19 protein-coding genes are annotated in these 19,263 nt (G+C 31.6%); all 19 read left to right on the top strand.

Annotated elements, in window-relative coordinates; genetic code table 11:
* Window positions 1-8 precede the first annotated feature (8 nt).
* The 19 genes from flgK to KPL50_RS02120 all read left to right on the top strand — a co-directional run bounded on the left by flgK (window position 9) and on the right by KPL50_RS02120 (window position 19,263).
* Window positions 9-1,754, top strand: coding sequence for a flagellar hook-associated protein FlgK (flgK, locus tag KPL50_RS02210; protein ID WP_216296786.1), 1,746 nt, complete (start codon window positions 9-11; stop codon window positions 1,752-1,754).
* A gap of 38 nt (window positions 1,755-1,792) precedes the next feature.
* Window positions 1,793-2,806 carry a flagellar hook-associated protein FlgL gene (gene flgL / locus KPL50_RS02205; RefSeq protein ID WP_216296785.1) on the top strand — a complete coding sequence of 338 codons (1,014 nt, stop codon included), beginning with the start codon at window positions 1,793-1,795 and terminating at the stop codon, window positions 2,804-2,806.
* A gap of 90 nt (window positions 2,807-2,896) precedes the next feature.
* Window positions 2,897-3,331, top strand: a complete 435-nt coding sequence (gene fliW / locus KPL50_RS02200; RefSeq protein WP_216296784.1) for a flagellar assembly protein FliW — start codon at window positions 2,897-2,899, stop codon at window positions 3,329-3,331.
* Between the two features lie 42 nt (window positions 3,332-3,373).
* Window positions 3,374-3,589 (top strand): carbon storage regulator CsrA, encoded by a 216-nt coding sequence (csrA, locus tag KPL50_RS02195; RefSeq protein WP_216296783.1) that lies wholly within the window; start codon window positions 3,374-3,376, stop codon window positions 3,587-3,589.
* A gap of 16 nt (window positions 3,590-3,605) precedes the next feature.
* Entirely contained in the window at window positions 3,606-3,950 is a 345-nt protein-coding gene (locus tag KPL50_RS02190) for a flagellar protein FlaG (RefSeq protein ID WP_253200403.1), read from the top strand.
* A 65-nt stretch (window positions 3,951-4,015) separates the two neighbouring features.
* Window positions 4,016-4,306: a hypothetical protein gene (locus KPL50_RS02185; protein ID WP_216296782.1), complete on the top strand. Its 291-nt coding sequence runs from the start codon at window positions 4,016-4,018 to the stop codon at window positions 4,304-4,306.
* Window positions 4,307-4,318: 12 nt separating this feature from the next.
* Complete coding sequence (gene fliS, locus KPL50_RS02180; protein WP_375372895.1) at window positions 4,319-4,714, top strand: flagellar export chaperone FliS; 396 nt, start codon at window positions 4,319-4,321, stop codon at window positions 4,712-4,714.
* A 20-nt stretch (window positions 4,715-4,734) separates the two neighbouring features.
* Window positions 4,735-6,252 (top strand): flagellar filament capping protein FliD, encoded by a 1,518-nt coding sequence (gene fliD, locus KPL50_RS02175; protein ID WP_216296781.1) that lies wholly within the window; start codon window positions 4,735-4,737, stop codon window positions 6,250-6,252.
* 35 nt (window positions 6,253-6,287) lie between these two features.
* Window positions 6,288-6,629, top strand: a complete 342-nt coding sequence (locus tag KPL50_RS02170; protein WP_216296780.1) for a hypothetical protein — start codon at window positions 6,288-6,290, stop codon at window positions 6,627-6,629.
* 284 nt (window positions 6,630-6,913) lie between these two features.
* Window positions 6,914-7,747 (top strand): flagellin, encoded by an 834-nt coding sequence (locus tag KPL50_RS02165; RefSeq protein ID WP_216296779.1) that lies wholly within the window; start codon window positions 6,914-6,916, stop codon window positions 7,745-7,747.
* Between the two features lie 112 nt (window positions 7,748-7,859).
* Entirely contained in the window at window positions 7,860-8,681 is an 822-nt protein-coding gene (locus KPL50_RS02160; protein ID WP_216296778.1) for a flagellin, read from the top strand.
* Between the two features lie 168 nt (window positions 8,682-8,849).
* Entirely contained in the window at window positions 8,850-13,391 is a 4,542-nt protein-coding gene (locus tag KPL50_RS02155; RefSeq protein WP_216296777.1) for an IPT/TIG domain-containing protein, read from the top strand.
* Window positions 13,392-13,545: 154 nt separating this feature from the next.
* Entirely contained in the window at window positions 13,546-15,330 is a 1,785-nt protein-coding gene (locus KPL50_RS02150; protein ID WP_216296776.1) for a motility associated factor glycosyltransferase family protein, read from the top strand.
* Between the two features lie 38 nt (window positions 15,331-15,368).
* Window positions 15,369-16,595 (top strand): flagellin lysine-N-methylase, encoded by a 1,227-nt coding sequence (fliB, locus tag KPL50_RS02145; RefSeq protein WP_216296775.1) that lies wholly within the window; start codon window positions 15,369-15,371, stop codon window positions 16,593-16,595.
* A gap of 51 nt (window positions 16,596-16,646) precedes the next feature.
* On the top strand, window positions 16,647-16,994 hold the full coding sequence (locus KPL50_RS02140) for a hypothetical protein (RefSeq protein ID WP_216296774.1): 348 nt from the start codon (window positions 16,647-16,649) through the stop codon (window positions 16,992-16,994).
* 252 nt (window positions 16,995-17,246) lie between these two features.
* On the top strand, window positions 17,247-17,417 hold the full coding sequence (locus tag KPL50_RS02135; RefSeq protein WP_216296773.1) for a hypothetical protein: 171 nt from the start codon (window positions 17,247-17,249) through the stop codon (window positions 17,415-17,417).
* Window positions 17,418-17,478: 61 nt separating this feature from the next.
* Entirely contained in the window at window positions 17,479-18,546 is a 1,068-nt protein-coding gene (pseI, locus tag KPL50_RS02130) for a pseudaminic acid synthase (RefSeq protein WP_216296772.1), read from the top strand.
* Window positions 18,547-18,729: 183 nt separating this feature from the next.
* Window positions 18,730-19,005 carry a hypothetical protein gene (locus KPL50_RS02125; protein ID WP_216296771.1) on the top strand — a complete coding sequence of 92 codons (276 nt, stop codon included), beginning with the start codon at window positions 18,730-18,732 and terminating at the stop codon, window positions 19,003-19,005.
* A gap of 33 nt (window positions 19,006-19,038) precedes the next feature.
* Window positions 19,039-19,263 (top strand): IS66 family transposase zinc-finger binding domain-containing protein, encoded by a 225-nt coding sequence (locus KPL50_RS02120; protein WP_216296770.1) that lies wholly within the window; start codon window positions 19,039-19,041, stop codon window positions 19,261-19,263.

Here is a 19,263-nt window from a genome sequence, read left to right as displayed (position 1 = left end):
TGAGAAAGATGTCAGGATTATTTGGAACTTTTAACGTAGCCAAAAGAGGCATGAGTGCTCAACAAAAGGCTCTCGATGTAACAAGTCACAACATAGCAAATGCTAATACAGTAGGCTATTCAAGGCAAAGAGCTAATATGGAAACTACAAGACCATTTGCAATGCCAAGTATGAACAATTCTATCGGACCAGGCCAATTAGGTACTGGTGTACAGGTTTCCTCCATAACAAGAATTAGAGATAGCTTTTTAGATTATCAAGTAAGAACCGAAAATGGAACAAAGGGCTGGTATGAAGGACGAGAAAGGTTTTTAGTAGAGGTTGAAAATATTATGAATGAGCCTACGGACACTGGTGTGTCAAAATTAATAGGAAAGGTTTTTGAGTCTTGGCAGGAACTATCCAAACATCCAGAAAATTCAAATTCAAGAACTATAGTGGCACAACAATCCAAAGCTTTGACTGATGAATTAAACAATACTTATAATCAATTGACAAAATTAAAAGGAAATACCCAAGAGGTTATTAAGCAGAATGTAGTGGATGTAAACAATATGCTTGATCAAATAAATGAATTAAATAAACAGATTAGAAGTGTAAAAGTTGGTGGAAATGAACCTAATGATTTAATGGATAAAAGAGATTTATTAGTAGATGAACTAAGCATAAAGTTTGGTATAACTATAGATAAAAAAACATTAGCGGGTGAGGATTTAAAAGCTACTGACAATGTAGGCGGGGCAGATCCAACTAAAGACCTTTACTTTGTAAGAAGTAACCCTGATGATAAAGTAAGCAGACTTTCTTATGTTAGTAGCATTGTGCTAGATAAGACTGTAGTTACAGTACCACCTAGTTATAAAGTAACTTATTATAAAAACGGTGATATAAAAAATGAAGCAAGTATAACCATGAAATTAGATGATACTCAACGTAAAGAACTAGATCAATGTAGAGTACTTTGGGCAGATAAGGACGGAAATCCTATTAAAGCAGATGGAAGTCCAAGTGGTGCAAATTATACAGAATTAACACTTTTTAAGCCCGAAAAGGGAGAGCTAAAAGGCTACATGTCTGTACAGGCAGATATTGACAAATATGTGGATAAGTTAAATGGTCTAGCTAAGAGTATTGCATTTTCTATAAATGCGGTGCATAGCGGCAATGACGACGCCAACGCCCCTACGGGTACTGAACTGTTTTTTGTTAATGGTGTAGATCCTACGGCATCAGGAGAAAAAGACATTACAGCAGGTAATATTTCTATTAACAAAAAGATTCTTGATAATGTTATGCTTATTAATACTGGAACAGATAATGATCCATCAAAAAATGCAGCAAATGATAAAATGAGAGCAATAGCTATTGCACAACTTAGAGATGTGAGGTTAGAGATTCAAAGCATAGATCCAGGGAAAACTAGAGCACAATTTTTGTCAGGTAAATTTGATATTGATGCTACTTTAGGAGTGAAAGTGATTAAGTCCGATTTAAATGGAATGACTGTTGGTGGATATTTTACAGATATAATAAACAAATTAGCTGTTGATACGCAGGAGGCTAAGAGAATTGTAAAGAATCATAATGCACTACTTTCAAGCTTAGAGGAATCAAGAACTTCTATATCAGGTGTATCATTGGATGAGGAAATGGCTAATATGATTCAATTTCAACATGCTTATCAAGCTAATGCAAAGATTATTTCAACAGTTGATGAACTTCTAGATGTGGTTATTAATGGATTGAAAAAATAAATACAAGAACTTACAGGTAATAATTAAGGGGTGAAGATATGAGAGTAACAAATAAAATGCTTTCGAATAATTTTTTAAGAGACATGAGAACCAATTTAGATAATCTTAGAACATTGCAAAATCAAACGGCTTCGGGTAAGCAAATAAGAAAAGCTTCGGATGACCCTTTTAAAGCTTCTAGGATAATGCAAATGCATTCAGAGATAGATGCAAATAAACAATATAATAGTAATATTAAAGATTCAACGAAATGGCTTGATACAACAGATGCAGCATTAGGGCAAGCAGGAAAGGTAGTTGGAAGAATTGAAGAACTTTTAATATCTGTTGGAGATCCTGGGTACAATGTTGATCAAAGAAAAGCTATTAAGGATGAAATAAATGAAAAAATAGCAGAATTTTCACAAATAGTAAATACAACTTTTGATGGTAAGTATATTTTTGGGGGTACAAGGGGAACTACTAAACCTACCGATGCAATTAGAGTTACTACTCCTACTATTCCTCCTACTATTCCTCCTACTACGACTACCAATACGCAATTAATATATTCTAAGAATGGTGGAGGAACATTAGATATTATCAATGAACCAGGTAAAACAGAGTATGACCAAATACGATCAAAGCTCTTAGTTGAAGTATCACAAGGCGTAACTATGGACTATAATACTACAGCAGCAGAAGTTATAAACTATGGAGCGGGTACTAATAATCTTATGGATCTTTTTAAAAACATTACTAGTCATCTTGATTCTACTGTGCCGGGTGACGTAGAAAAATTGACAACTACAGACTTGCAAGGAATTAAAGACTCTATGACTAATATATTAAAGTTACGTACCCAAGCTGGGGCAAAACAAAATAGGATGGAAAGTGCTGAAAATAGAAATATAGAGGCTAATTTTAATATGACAGAGATACTGTCAAGCGTAGAAGATATAGACATTGCAGAAAAGACAATGGAATATGCTACTATGCAAACCGTTTATGCAGCATCGCTTCAAACTAGTGCTAGGGTACTTATGCCTTCATTACTTGATTATCTAAGATAGGTGAATTTTAAAGTTTACAATTGAAAATTGATAGTGAAAAGTCAAAAATTAAGAGAAAAATGATTTTTACTAAAGGAGTGAATTTGTAATATGGAGTTAGTTACTAAGTACCATGGAGTTATAGAATATAGTGATGATGATGTCATAGTGTTCAAAAAAGGGTTGCCGGGATTTAAACAACTAAAAAACTTCATAATTTTACCATTAGAAAGTAATACAGCTTTTAGTATATTACAATCAATTGAAGATGTTGAAGTTGGCTTAGTTTTGGTATCTCCTTTTACCATCGCGGCGGATTATGAATTTAAAATACCAGACACCTATATAAAAGAGCTCCAAATAGCTACGCCGGAAGAAGTATTAGTGTTAACTACAGTAACTTTAAATTCAAATATTGAGAATATGACTACTAATTTAAAAGCTCCAATAATTATTAATATAAAAGATAAATTAGGGGAACAATTAATATTAGATAATGATAAATATAGAATAAAACAACCTCTTTATAAGGCTAATAGTAATTAGTAATTGTTATCTACAGTAGAGAACAACAAGGGGGATGGATAGATGTTAGTAATAAGTAGAAAAAAAGGTGAGTCCCTACTTATAGGTGAAGATGTAGAAATAACCATAATTAAGATTGAAAATGGAACAGTAAAAATCGCTATAAATGCACCAAGAGAAATTGGCATTTTAAGGAGTGAACTTTACAAAGAAGTTACAGATGAAAACCATAGGGCTATGGTTTTTGATGTATCAGCTTTAGAAAAATTAAAGAAATAAATTGGGGGAATCAAACATGAATATTGGGGCTATTAATAGTAGAACAGCAGATTTAGAAAAGATTTATAAAGCTTTAGAAATGGGTAAGGGTTCAAATACTAATGAAATCAAAAATTCAAAAAGTGAAAAAGACAATTATGAAAAAGAGGTGGAAAATGCAGTAAATAAAATAAATAATTTTTTAATGGGGGAAGATACTCACCTGGAATATCAAAAGCATGATGTACTTAACCAAATCATTATAAGAATAGTTAATAACAAAACTAATGAAGTGATAAAAGAAATTCCATCAGAAAAAATACTTGATATGGTAGTTGAAATGTGCGAAAAGGCGGGCGTTTTTGTAGATAAAAAGGCTTAAGCCATTAATCAAGGTGAACAATTTTAAAAAACGTAACCCTATAGAATAAGGATAGGAGGGCTATTATGGAATTTAAATTAAATAAAATTGATGTTGAAATAAGACAGAGAGTTAAAAATACAACAAAGTCAGATGTAGTTCATAGAAAAGACTCAATATCTGTAAATAAAGATAGGAACCCTAAAGATAATTCAAAATCCTATGATCAATTTAAAGACAAGCTTTTAAAATATAAGAAAGATCATAAAATAACTGTATCAGCATTTAAAGACAATCAATATGATATAGAGGTTTTTAAAGAAAATTTAGATAAAGAACAAAGAAACATTGGGAATTTTATAGATACTAAAAAATAGAGGTGAAGGAATATGACAATGAACGCACATGCAAATGCATTCAGTACTTACAAAAACAATAGCGTAAACTTCGCATCAAAAGAGCAGCTACTTCTAATGCTTGTGGATGGAGCTGTAAAATTTTCAAAAATAGGTAGACAAGGTATTTTAGATAAAGATGTTAAAAAAGCTCATGAAAACCTTATAAAAACTCAAAATATATTTTATGAGTTAATGGCAACTTTAGATGTAGATAAAGGTGGAGAATGGGCACAGAGTTTAATGGATATTTATGACTTTATAGCAGGACGACTTACAGATGCTAATATTAAAAAAGATGCAGAAATTATGAATGAAATAATTCCACTAATTGAAGCGGTCAGGGATACTTGGAACGAGGCGTATAAGTCATCCAAAGGTGGAAAATAAAATAGGCGGTGTAATAATATATGAGCAAGATTAGATTTACTGGAATGGCTACTGGACTGGATACAGATGCACTAATAAAGCAAATGATGCAGCCTTATCGTATGAGAGTAGATAAGCAAAAGCAAGACAAACAAGTGATGCAGTGGAAGCAGGATATGTATAGGGATATTATAACTGATATTAGAGGGCTAAAAAATTCATATTTAGATAGTGTAAAGCCAGATGACAATTTATTAATGCAAAAGAATTACACAGCCTGCGAAATTACAAGCACTGATCCAACAAAGACAACAGCTACGGCTAATGTTGGGGCTGTGTCGGGAAATTATACTGTAAATGTAACGAAACTAGCTGCAGGTGCTAAAAGTGAAAGTACTGCAACTTTGGGTGATACTGTAACAAATAGTACAATATTATCCACTCTAGGTGTAACTGCTGGTACATTAACTGTGAATGGAACAGTAATACCTGTTGATAATAGTATGACAATTCAACAATTTACTAACAAAATCAACAGCTCAACAAATGGAACTGTAATTGCAAGGTTTAGTGAACTTACGCACAGTTTTTCCTTCGAAACAAAAAAACAAGGGACAACAGCTACTTTAGAAATATCTGATACAGCAGGATTATTGACGGCATTAAACATTAATGGTGCTAAAAAACAGGGGAATAATGCGGTTTTAAGTATAACGCCACCAGGCGGAGTTGCCATTGCAGTCACTACAAAAGAAACAAATGATTTTGCCATAGATGGAATTAATTACTCATTAAAAGCAATAGGAGCAACTACTTTGTCAGTAACAGCAAACACAGATAAAACCTATGATAAAATATTGGGATTTATAACCAAATATAATGAACTTATTGACAAAGTAAACGGCAAAATAGACGCAAGGAAAAATTATAGTTACACTCCTTTAACGGATGATCAAAAGACAAGTATGAAACCAGAGGAAATAAAAGCATGGGAAGATAAAGCCAAAGAAGGTTTAATTAAAGGAGACAGCAGCCTGAGTGATATGTTAACTTCAATGAGAAGAGCTTTCTTTGAACCTGTAGGTGTAGGTGCCATTGGTCTGAAAGATTTAGGGTTTACTACTTCAAAGGAAACTACACTAAGGGGGAAAATTATTATTGATCCTACTTTAACAGCAGAGCAGGCAAAAAATAAATTTTCTGAAGCTTTGAAAAGTAATGGAACTCAAGTGGTTGATTTATTGAGCAAATCTAGTACAGATTATAAGGAAAAAGGGATATTCCAAAGATTAGATGATATAGTGCAAGATTATACTAATCCCTTTGGCGGCAAAGCGATATTACTTAAAAAAGCAGGTATAAAAGGGAATACTACAGAATCCGACAATATTTTATCAAAACAAATGAAAGAAAAGGATAAGTATATTAGTGAGTTAAACAGAAAATTTGAGGAAAGAGAAACAAATTATTATACTCGGTTTTCAAAATTAGAAAAAGCAATGACTCAATTAAACTCACAATCAAGTTGGTTAACAAAACAATTAGGTGGAGGGCAGTAAATTCATTGTAAAATCTATAGAATGGAGAAGTTCTTATGAAAGAATTGACACAAATGTTAGTAGAATTCAAGCGGGTAACTATTGAAATTATTAGCGCGTTGCAGCGTGATGAAATTAACAAATTAGATTTTTTATTGGATAGTAGACAAGTGATTATTGAAAATATGGAAAAACTACAATATAGTACTGAAGAATTTACAATGGTATGTAATGAACTAGATATATTAAATATACAGCAGAAATTATCAGAATTGATGAAATTAAAGAAAGAGGACACAAAGGAACAATTAGATAAGATACAAATAACTAAAAATGCTAATAATAATTATAATAAAAGTTTTTATGTTAATTCAGGCACATTTAATAAACAAATATGATTTACACCTTAACGGGTGACAATTGACCATTGTTTTAAAATAACACTTAATATGAAGAAGATAAATGGACTGAATTTAATAATAAATAAAAATAACTTAAAAAAGTATAAAAATATTTAAAAAAACTATAAAGTTTACAATTTAACCTACGATATAATATTAGAAGTTGAAAAAAATAAATAATTTAGCAAACTAATAGGTTGTTTTAATAGTCGTAAGACTTTTAAATAAATAAAAAACTAGTGTGCAAGGAAGTACACTTAAAACTCAAGGAGGAATTTATTATGATAATCAATCACAATATGAACGCAATGAATGCTCACAGGAACTTTACTGCTAACAATGTTACAGCAGGAAAAGCTATGGAAAAATTAAGCTCAGGTTTAAGAATAAACAGAGCTGGTGATGACGCTGCAGGACTTTCAATCTCTGAAAAAATGAGAGCACAAGTTAGAGGATTAGACCAAGCTTCAAGAAACTCACAAGATGGTATTTCTATGATTCAAACAGCAGAAGGTGGATTAAACGAAGTTCATTCTATACTTCAAAGAATGAGAGAACTAGCTGTACAGGCTTCAAATGATACAAATGTTACAGCAGATAGAGGTTCTATAGCTTTAGAGATAGGTGAATTAGGAAAAGAGATAAGTAGAATTAAAGATAATACTACTTTCAATGAAAAGAAATTATTAGATTCATCTGCTGGTACAGCTCAGATTCAAGTTGGAGCAGATAAAGGCCAATTAATGGATTTAGATTTTACAATATCAGGAATAGACCTATCTACTATTAGTACTGCAGTTGGAAAATTATCGGTTGGTAATGTTAGTACTGCAGCTAAAGCTACTGCTTTAATTTCAACAGTAGAGACTCAATTAAAAAAGGTATCTAAAGGAAGATCTACTTTAGGAGCTTGGCAAAATAGATTAGAGCATACTATTACTAATTTAAATAATGCTTCAGAAAATGTACAAGCAGCAGAGTCTAGAATAAGAGATGTAGACATGGCTAAAGAAATGATGAATTTCTCAAAGACAAATATATTATCTCAAGCTGCACAAGCTATGCTTGCACAAGCTAATCAAGCACCACAAGGCGTACTTCAATTATTAAGATAATATAAGTAGCCTGATTAAAAAATAGTTAGAGCTATGCTCTAACTATTTTTTATATATCGGATTTCAGTTGTGATTTGTATATATATGACAGAAAGAGTGTGGAGGTATAATTATGATAATTGCTCACAATATCAATGCTACTAAGGCGATGAATTCTGCTAATGAAAAATCGATTAAAGTAAGTAGCTCCTCTGAAAAACTATCCTCAGGGCTTAGAATTAACAAAGCTGGAGATGATGCAGCGGGGTTATCTATATCTGAGAAAATGAAATCCCAAATAAGAGGATTGGACCAAGCTTCACGAAATGCTCAAGACGCAGTGTCTCTTGTGCAAACAGCAGAAGGTGCTATGCAAGAACTGAATGGCAGCTTGCAAAGAATAAGAGAGCTTTGGGTGCAGAGAGAAAATGATACTAACATTAAGGAAGATAGAGATAATATAGATTTAGAAGTGATTCAGTTATTAGAAGGTATGGACAAAATAAGTGAAACAACAAGTTTTAATGAAAAAAAATTAATTGATGGGTCTTTGTTTGATAATAAATTTCAAATTGGTGCAGATTCACAGCAGCAAATGAGTTTAACTATAGACCCATTGGATAATATAACACTTGGACTTCCAACGACTATGTTTGGTCCAATAACTGTTCCATTTAATCCTATTGTTGACATATCAACTATAAATGGAGCGTTAAAAACAGTATCAGGGGAAAGAAGTAAGTTAGGTGCAGTACAAAATGCTTTAGAGCATGCAATGACTAATTTAAATAATGCGTCCGAAAATGTACAAGCAGCTGAATCTAGAATTAGAGATGTTGACATGGCAAAGGAAATGATGAGTTTTTCAAAAAATGGTATTTTAATGCAAGCATCTCAATCTATGCTTATGCAAGCAAATCAGACTCCTCAAAAGATATTAGAATTATTAAAATAGAAATACAAGTGAATTCTTAGCTGTACACAAGCTAATTATTGGGAAAACTATGGGTCTTCATTGATTATATATTTAGTAAGATGGCCCATTTGCCAACATTTTAAAAAGGTAATGGCAATCTGCTGTTGCCTTTTTTACACTACCATAAAAATTAAGGGGGATAAAGGTATGAAAGTTAAAAAGCATTGTTCACGACTGTTAGTATTGATTTACTTATTCACGTTACTTATTCCAATGAATACCGTAAAAGCAGCAGAAGACTATGTAAAAGCAACTAAGACTGTTGACATGGCTAAAATGACTACAGAGCAGGAAGCAACAGTAACATTAACAGTTAAAGGGGCACCTCCTGTTAGCGAGGTAAAGCCTAATGACGTTATATTAATTATTGACAAATCTGGAAGTATGGCAAATGGTTTTGAAGGCTGCAATTATTACAAGATGGACGCAGCTAGAACTTCAGCACAAACTTTTCTTGATGTAATGGATATGACCAAACATCAAGTAGGTATAGTTGATTTTAGTTCAACTAGTGTTACTAAGGAACTTCCACTAACTCATGATAAAGATTCCTTAAAGAGTTATATAGGAGGAATAAAAGAAGGTGGTGGTACTTGTACAGCAGATGCTGTAAGAAGAGCGACTAGAATGCTTGCTAATCACAGACCAGAGGCTCAACCTGTAATAATTATAATGACAGATGGTGGAGCTAATGATGATGGGGGTTCCGCTTTAGCAGCATTTAATAATGCTAAACAAGCAGCTAAAGAAGCAAAAGATGCAGGTATAGTTTTTTATACACTAGCACTTTTACATCAAGATGTTATAGATGATACTAGTGAAGCAAGTAAAGTTATGAAAGAGATGGCAACAACCAAGGAACATCATTACTTTGCGTATAGTAGTGGTCAATTAGAAGAAAAATATAGAGCAATTGAACAACAAATAAAAAAACCTAGTATTTATAATGTAAAAGTAAAAGATGTTGTATCCCCAGAATTTGAAATAGTTCCAGGTTCTGCTGATAGCAATATACCTAAACCAACTATAGTGGGGAATGAAATATCCTGGAATTTAACAGAAATAAAAGATGATACATTAAATTTTACTTATAAAATTAGACCTAAAAAAGATATAGTAGTAGGTAGCTATAAAGTAGCATCCGAAACATATGCTACCTATAAGGATTATACAAATGCGGATAGAAAATTTGATGTTGTAAATCCGTCGATAGAAGTAGGATATCCAGCACCTATTATTAACACTATAGAAGCTAATAATGGAGAAATAGCTGGAGGAAATGAAGTAACAATTAAAGGTGCTAAGTTCCGCCTAGGAGCAAATGTAACATTTGGAACTGTAAAAGCAACAAAGGTTACTTTAGTGAGTGAAAATGAAATAAAAGTAACGGTTCCAGCAGGAGCAAGAGGAACTGTAGCCGTAAAGGTAACAAATACTGATGGGAAATTTGGTGAAGTACAATATCGTTACTTTGCAGATCCATTAATAACAAGTGTAGAGCCAAATCAAGGACCAATAGCTGGGAACACAATTGTTATTATTAAGGGAAGTAACTTTTATAATGGTGTAAAGGTTAAGTTTGGGAATAAAGATGCATTAAATACCATATACAAAAATCCTACATTGCTTTATACCATGAGTCCACAAGGGGATGTAAGCGGTAATGTAGATATTACCATAACCAATGAAGATGGTTCAAAGGTAGTGAAGGTTAATGCATTTACTTATGATGGGATGCCAAAACCAAGTATTAAAGCAATAACACCTAGTAGTGGACTATTAGACGCAGGAAATACAGTATTAATTACTGGAAGTGAATTTAAGCAAGGAGCCACAGTAAAAATAGGTGCAGTAGATGGAGAAAATGTCACGTTTAAAGATAGTACAACAATATCGGTAAAAATACCAAAGTGTACAAAGCCTGGAGCAGTTGATGTAGTAGTAGCAAATCCAGATGGACAAAGTGTTACATTAGCAGGTGGATACACTTATAATGAGCCACCAAAACCAGCAGCACCAACCGTAACAACTTTATCACCAAACAGTGGATTAGTTACAGGTGGAGACTTGGTGACTATTAACGGAACTGGATTCCAAATAGGAAGTAAAGTTACTATTGGAGATATAGAAGCCAATATTGTTAATTTCTATGGAGAAACTAGTTTACGAATTAAAATACCACAAACTACAAAAGTGGGTATAGTAGATGTAAAAGTAACAAATCCAGATGTGCAAAGCGGTATATTAGCAGCAGGATATACTTATATTAAATTACCAGAACCAAGTATTAAAGCAATAACACCTAATAGTGGACTATTAGACGCAGGAAATACAGTATTAATTACTGGAAGTGAATTTAAGCAAGGAGCCACAGTAAAAATAGGTGCAGTAGATGGAGAAAATGTTACGTTTAAAGATAGTACAACAATATCGGTAAAAATACCAAAGTGTACGAAGCCTGGAGCAGTTGATGTAGTAGTAGCAAATCCAGATGGACAAAGTGTTACATTAGCAGGTGGATACACTTATAATGAGCCACCAAAACCAGCAGCACCAACCGTAACAACTTTATCACCAAACAGTGGATTAGTTACAGGTGGAGACTTGGTGACTATTAACGGAACTGGATTCCAAATAGGAAGTAAAGTTACTATTGGAGATATAGAAGCCAATATTGTTAATTTCTATGGAGAAAATAAGATGCGTATTACAATACCCCAAGCTTCAAAAGTGGGTGCAGTCGATGTAAAAGTAACAAATCCAGATGGACAAAGTGTTACATTAGCAGGTGGATACATTTATAATGAGCCACCAAAACCTGCAGCACCAACAGTAACAACTTTATTGCCAAACAGTGGATTAGTTACAGGTGGAGACTTGGTGACTATTAACGGAACTGGATTCCAAATAGGAAGTAAGGTTACTATTGGAGATATAGAAGCCAATATTGTTAATTTCTATGGAGAAAATAAGATACGTATTACAATACCCCAAGCTTCAAAAGCGGGTGTAGTAGATGTAAAAGTAACAAATCTAGATGGTCAAAGTGGTATATTAGCAGCAGCATATACTTACCTTAAATTACCAGAACCAAGCATTATAGCAATAACGCCTAATAGTGGACTATTAGATGCAGAAAATACAGTATTAATTACTGGAAGTGAATTTAAGCAAGGAGTCACAGTAAAAATAGGTGGAGTAGATGGAGAAAATGTAACGTTTAAAGATAGTACAGCAATATCAGTAAAAATACCTAAGAGTTTAAAGGTCGGAGCAGTTGATGTAGTAGTAACAAATCCAGATGGACAAAGTGTTGCATTAGCAGGCGGATACACTTATAATGAGCCACCAAAACCTGCAGCACCAACTATTACAAGCTTATCACAAAACAATGGTATGCTTGCGGGTGGCGATTTAGTAGTAATAATTGGAACGGATTTTCAACAAGGATTAAAACTTACTATTGGAGGTATAGAAGCAAAAATAAATATGATTTATGGAGCAACTAAGTTTAGAGTTATAATTCCAGCGGGAGAGAACTCAGGGACAAAAGATGTAATAGTAACAAACCCAGATGGCCAAAGTTTTACATTAATAGGTGCATATACTTATAATGAGCCGCCTAAAATAGCAGCCCCAACCATAACAAGTATATCGCAAAATAGTGGACTTATTAAGGGTGGAGATCTGGTTATTATAAATGGAACGGGTTTTCAACCAGGATTAAAAGTTACTATTGGAGGAATAGAAGCAAATATAGCTAATTTTTATGGAGCAACTAGGTTTAGAATTTTAATGCCAATGGGAGAGAAACCAGGAACAACAGATGTAGTAGTAACGAACCCAGATGGACAAAGCGTTACACTAACAGGTGGGTATACTTATAATGAGCCACCTAAACTAGCAGCCCCAACCATAACAAGTTTATCACAAAATAGTGGATTAATTAAGGGGGGAGAGCTGGTTACTATAAATGGAACGGGTTTTCAACCAGGTTTAAAAGTTACGATTGGTGGCATAGAAGTAAATATAGCTAACTTCTATGGAGCAACTAGGTTTAGAATTTTAATGCCAGCAACTATAAATGAAGGTTCAGTAGATGTGGAAGTAGTAAATCCAGATGGGCAAAAGGCAACAAGCAATGCTGCATACACATATATTATCCCGGAATTAGAAGTTAATTCATTATCTATAACAAGTGGAGATATTTCTGGAAAATATGCTTTGTCTTTATATGGGAAAAACTTTGAGAATGATTTAGTGGTTACTGTAGATGGTATACCAGTAAATGTAACTTTTATGAATAGTGGATATATTAGAATAGTGAGTATGCCGGAAGGAAAAGCTCCAGGAGTAGTTACAATAGTTGTAACAAATAATTCAACAGGTAAAACATCTTCAATTAATTTTACCTATAATCCTAAACCAGAGTTACCAGTTTGTGTCCTTACTGGACTTAAGGTAGCAAGTGGACCAACGGCTGGAGGACAATATATGTATATATATGGAGAGAATTTTACTGCAAATATGAAATTGATAATTGATGGAAAGCAAGTTCCACTTATGAACTACTTTAGCACTACCTACGTTAGAGCTAGTTCACCAGCTCATGCAGCAGGTACAGTAAATATATCGGTTATTAATGAAGAGGGTAAGGTGAGTAATTCAATTCAATATGAGTATAAGTAATACTTAAAAATTTGTAATTTGATAGTTGATTTTATAAAGCTAATCCTGCTATAAAATGTGGTATTAGCTTTTTTAAAAAAATAATAGTTTAGTTTTAAAAAAAATGTACGATAAAAGTAATAGTCTATAAGTTTATAGGAGTAGGAGAAAATATATGAATGAGATCACTAAATCTAATATAGCGAAGGCAGAAAATGTTTCAATTGAAGAGAGCTTTTTATTAGAAAAAAGTAAGGATAATAGATATGTTGTTAAAGTTAGCAGAGGTACAAAAAGATGTTACATAGGTAGTAAATATTCTGTTGAAAATGATATTGATAAGTGTATATCTAAATTAACAGAGTATGATATGGAAACTACAATTATAATTTTCGGGGTAGGTGCAGGAGAACATATTTTAAGATTGATTAATAGTACATGTAAAAGTAATAATATTTTAGTTGTGGAGCCAGATAAGAATATATTAAAGCTTTTTTTTGAATCCGAGATATCACAAGAAATTTTAAGCTGTAATAGGATTACAATTTGTTTAATAGATGAAGATTTAAAATCAGCTCTGTATCAATGTTTGGAATATGACAAAATTAGCAATACAAAATTTGCAACCTATGCTAATTATAATGAATTATATACTGATGAGTTAAGATTTTGTCTTGAGGAGTTAAATAATTTTTTGACAGCGAGTAAGTTAAATGATTTTACTCTAACAGAATTTTCAAAACAATATTTTAATAATTATACAAAAAATCTAAAAGCTATAGTTAATGGATATACTATAAATACTTTAAAGGATAGTTTTAAAAGTGTTCCTGCAATAATAGTGTCAGCGGGCCCATCATTAGATAAAAACATAGGCAAGGTAAAAGAACTTCAAGATAAATTTATTATTATATGTGGAGCAAGAACTTTGAAACCGTTGTTAAAAAATGGAGTAAAACCTGATTTTATTTTTATTATAGATCCTGTAGATACCAATATGAAATTTTTTGAAAATGTAACGGAGTACGATGTACCATTAGTGTTTATTGGTGTTGCAAATTATAAAGCTGTTCATAATCATATGGGAAAGAAAATATATTGTAAAAATAGTTACACAGAAGGTTATAGTGAGACACTTCTTGGTAAAAATATGGATTCTTTATTTCAAGGCGGTTCGGTTGCACATCCTTGCACTGATTTAGCGGTATATATGGGATGTGAGCCAGTAGTATTTATAGGCCAAGATTTAGCTTATACTAATGGGAAAACTCATGCATCTATTGCGAATTTAGAAGATTTTAATATTGAAAAAGATTCAATTAAAAATGATATATATGTGAAAGACATATACGGTGGAATGGTTGTTACTGATAAGCCAATGGATTATTATAGAAAAAGATTTGAAGATTATATACAGATGAAAAAAGATACAACATTTATTAATGCTACAGAAGGTGGCGCAAATATTCAAGGAACCGTAATTATGAAGTTAGAAGAAGCAAGTATGATTTATGGAAAAAATATTGTGAATAAAAATGTTGACAAATTTTTAGAAAAAGAAAGCGAAAATGATGTAGAAAAAGTAAAGCGAGAATTAACAAAAATACTTGATTCTTACAACGAACTAAAGAAACTATGCCTAATAGGATTAAAACATATGCAACAATTAAATAAATATGACATAGTAAAGCAACAGAAACAAGTAATAAAAATATTAAAAAAACTACATGAGATAAATAGTAAAATTATGAATAATAAAGAAATAGACTTTGCCGCAGCCATATTTTTACCTATATTTCAGTCAACAGTTAATAATCCTAAATATATTTTGAAAGACAAAGATTCTATATCTATTATGACTGGGAAAATCAAGGAAAGTAGCGATGAAATGTATAGTAAAACTTTAAAGTGTTTAGATGAAGTTATCACATTAATTATAGCAAATACAATTGATTTGTAAAAAAAAATAGAGTGTAGTATTAAAAAAGGAGCTAACTTATGAAAAAACATGTATTAGTGCCTAAATATGTTAGAGATTTTAGTTGCATAGGACCCAAATGTGAGGATGATTGTTGCTATGGGTGGCAAGTATTTATTGACAAGAAGACTTATAAAAAATATAAATGTATTAAAGATAAAAGTATAAAAAGTATAATTGATAAAAGTGTGACACGAAACAGAAAAAGTTCTTCAGAACACAATTATGGAAAGATAAAAATGAATGAAAGTAAAGTATGCCCATTTCAAGATGAGAATAAATTGTGTAGTATTCATAAAACATTAGGTTGGGAATATCTGTCATACACATGCTACACATATCCAAGAGTTAATAATTTTGTATTAGGTAAATATGAAAAATCAGCATTGATGTCTTGTCCGGAAATAGCAAGACTTGTTTTGTTAAATTTAAATAAAATGGAATTTGATGAAGTTGAAGATGTAGAAAAATATAATGATGTATTATGGAAACAACTTGGTAAAGGAAAATTTAGAGAGTTACAGCAATACTTTTGGGACTTAAGAGTATTCTCTATAGATCTTCTTCAAAATCGTAATTTTTCTATTGAGAAAAGATTAATATTGTTAGGATTATTTTTGAGAAAAGTAAATCAATATGTTTTAGATAAGAAAACAGATGCTATTCCTCAATTAATAATTTCATATAATAGTGAAATAAATGAAAATTTTAAAGATTTATTTGATGAGGTGCCTACTGAGTATAATATTCAATTACAGATGATGAAGATCATTAGTGATACTAGAGTTAAGTTTAATTTACATGATACTACCTTTAAGGAATGTTTAGATGAATTTTATGAGGGAATGGGCTATAATGATACTAATGAAAATAATACACAAAATTATATAGACAATTATATAGACAATTATAATAAATACTATGAACCTTATATGAAAGAGCATGAGTATATGTTAGAAAATTATTTAGTTAATTATGTTTTCACAAATTTATTTCCAGTTGGTAGTGATTATAGTGTATTTGATGAATATTGTTTGTGTATATTACATTATAGTTTAATAAAAACTTACTTGATAGGAATTTCAGGATTTTATAAAAAATTAGATGAGAAGTTAGTTGTAAAATTGATTTTTTCTATGTGTCGTTGTTTTGAACATGGTAATCAAGTTTTAGAATATGTGTTTGCAGTTTTTAAAAGTTCAAATAAAATGAATATGGAGTATATGGCGTTGTTAATAAAAAATTAAAATTTTAATACATTTAACATAAAAAAACATTGCATTTGGAGGAGTAAAATTATGAACGAACAATTTGAAGCATTAGTAACTGCTAATAAGTATATTTTGAAATTACAGAATGGAATTAAAGAAGCTATTAAGTTTTTTCAAGGAGGAAATGATGGTGATGCCTTAAAGATTACAAGCGAGATTCTTGAAGGATTAGCATGGGTAATTGATATAGTATCCTTAACACAAAACGTACAAAAGAATAAGGTAAATGCTTATGAATTTTGTGGGGAATTAAAAGAAATGGAAATAGCTTTACAAAATGAAGATTATATATTAGTAAGTGATATTCTTCAGTATGAAATATTACCAGTATTAGAAGTATGGGGAAAAGAAATAGATAAATCAGTAGCTATATAGTGATTTTAAATGATATTTGAATATTAATAGGTGGGTTTCATAAAGTTAAATGGAATAAGTATATGATAGGATTTTCTTAAGTATAAGAGAATTAGGCAGGAGAAAAAAAGAAGCCTCTAATTATTTGGATTATAATAGAGAATTATATGAAAATAAGCAGTATGTCGTAGTTTATGGTAGTCTATTTTTCCTGGTCAAACTTATAAAGCAATTATAAATGATTTCCTGCATCGATTAGTTCATCTTGAAACTATGGATAGTTTAGGTGTAATAAAATATACTGAAATAGATGATATATATTCAAGTCTTTTAGAGTTAGACTATGATAAAAGACGTTTAATGAGTAAAAAAGCATCTGAAATTGTAGATGGAAATGGTGTTATAAGGTTAGCTGAACATATAAATAGTTTGGAAAATGTATAATATTGAGATAACAACAAAAATACTTGATTAGATACACTAGATATGATAAGGAGATGGAATAATGGATGAAATAATAAAAATTGCTAATAGGGAAATAGGTAATGGACAATCTACTTTTGTAATAGCTGAAATGTCTGCCAATCATCTTCAGGATTTTAATAAGGCAGTAGAGATTATAAAGGCAGCTAAGGATGCTGGAGCAGACGCTATAAAAATTCAAACCTATACACCGGACACTATAACTATAGATTGTGACAATGAGTATTTTCAAATAACACAAGGAACAATATGGGATGGAACTACATTACATAAATTATACGAAGAGGCCTATACTCCGTGGGATTGGCAGCCTAAGCTTAAAAAAATAGCAGAAGAACAGGGATTAATATTTTTTTCATCGCCTTTTGATAACACAGCAGTAGATTTTTTAGAAAAGATGGATGTTCCAGTTTATAAAGTGGCTTCCTTTGAAATAAATGATATACCATTTATAGAATATATAGCTTCTAAAGGAAAACCAATTATAATGTCAACAGGTATAGCTAATTTATCAGATATAGAAGAAGCAATGAATGCTTGCAGGCGAATGGGGAACAATCAAATAATTCTTTTAAAGTGCACAAGTGCCTATCCATCACCAATGGAAGAAGTGAATTTAAAAACTATGATTAATTTAGCTGAAACATTTGATGTAATTACTGGTCTTTCAGATCATACTTTAGGGAGTGCAGTATCCATAGCAGCAGTAGCATTAGGTGCGAATGTTATAGAAAAACATTTTATTTTAAATAGAGATGAAAAGGGAACGGATGCAGCTTTTTCTATGGAGCCTAAGGAATTTAAAAAGATGGTTGAAGATATTAGAAATGTGGAAAAGGCTTTAGGAAAAGTTACTTATGAGCTTACTGAAAAGCAAAAAAATAGTAAAGAACATTCAAGGTCTTTATTTGTAGTAAAGGATATAAAAGAGGGAGAAATATTTACGGAAGAAAATGTAAGAAGTATAAGACCAGGATTTGGTATGCAAACTAAGTACATAAAAGATATATTAGGTAAAACAGTAAAAATGGATTTAAAAAAGGGAACACCTATGGAGTGGAAGTTTGTAAAAGAAGATAGTTTTATTTAACTATTAGTGTGAATATTGTATTTTATTAAAACTTAAGGAGAGCGGATATATATGAATATAGTTACTACTCAGCCATTGCAAATCAATAAAACCCTTATATTGGCAAAAAGGATTTTGGCTATCCAATGTCGAATATACTACCAGAGAGATTAATAATATGATTTGATTGGTGGTGAATATTAGATGGATGAGACAATAGTTGATAACTATAACAATGGTATAACCGAAATTATTACTTTACTGAAAGAAATGAATAGTGGATTAATAAATCAAATTAGCAATCTCAATGTTGAAGTGACTAACTTAAACCATTTAATAAACTCACTTAGGGACGATAATACAATACTTCTTGCACGAAATATTGAGTTAGAAACCATGCATAATAACAGTAGCAAGCCACCGTCAACAAATAATACTAAAAAGCCTTCAAATAGCCAAACAAAGACCGGTAGGTCCTAAGGAGGGCAAGCTGGTCATATTGGAAAGACTCTTTTGAAAATTGATAATCCAGATAATATTATAGATATAAGCAAAAAAACTTGCAATTGTGGCTGTAATTTATCTGGTCTTGAAGGTAAAATTCAAACTAGACAAGTAGTTGATTTACCTCAGATTGTTATGAATGTTACCGAGTATAGAACCCAGATCGTAGTATGTCCAGATTGCAAAGAAGTTCATAAAACTGAATTCCCAGTAACAGTAACGCAACCTGTATAG

Source organism: Clostridium sp. CF012, from assembly GCF_018861755.1.
Lineage (GTDB): Bacteria > Bacillota > Clostridia > Clostridiales > Clostridiaceae > Clostridium_AD.
This window is presented reverse-complemented; position numbering and strand designations above follow the sequence as displayed.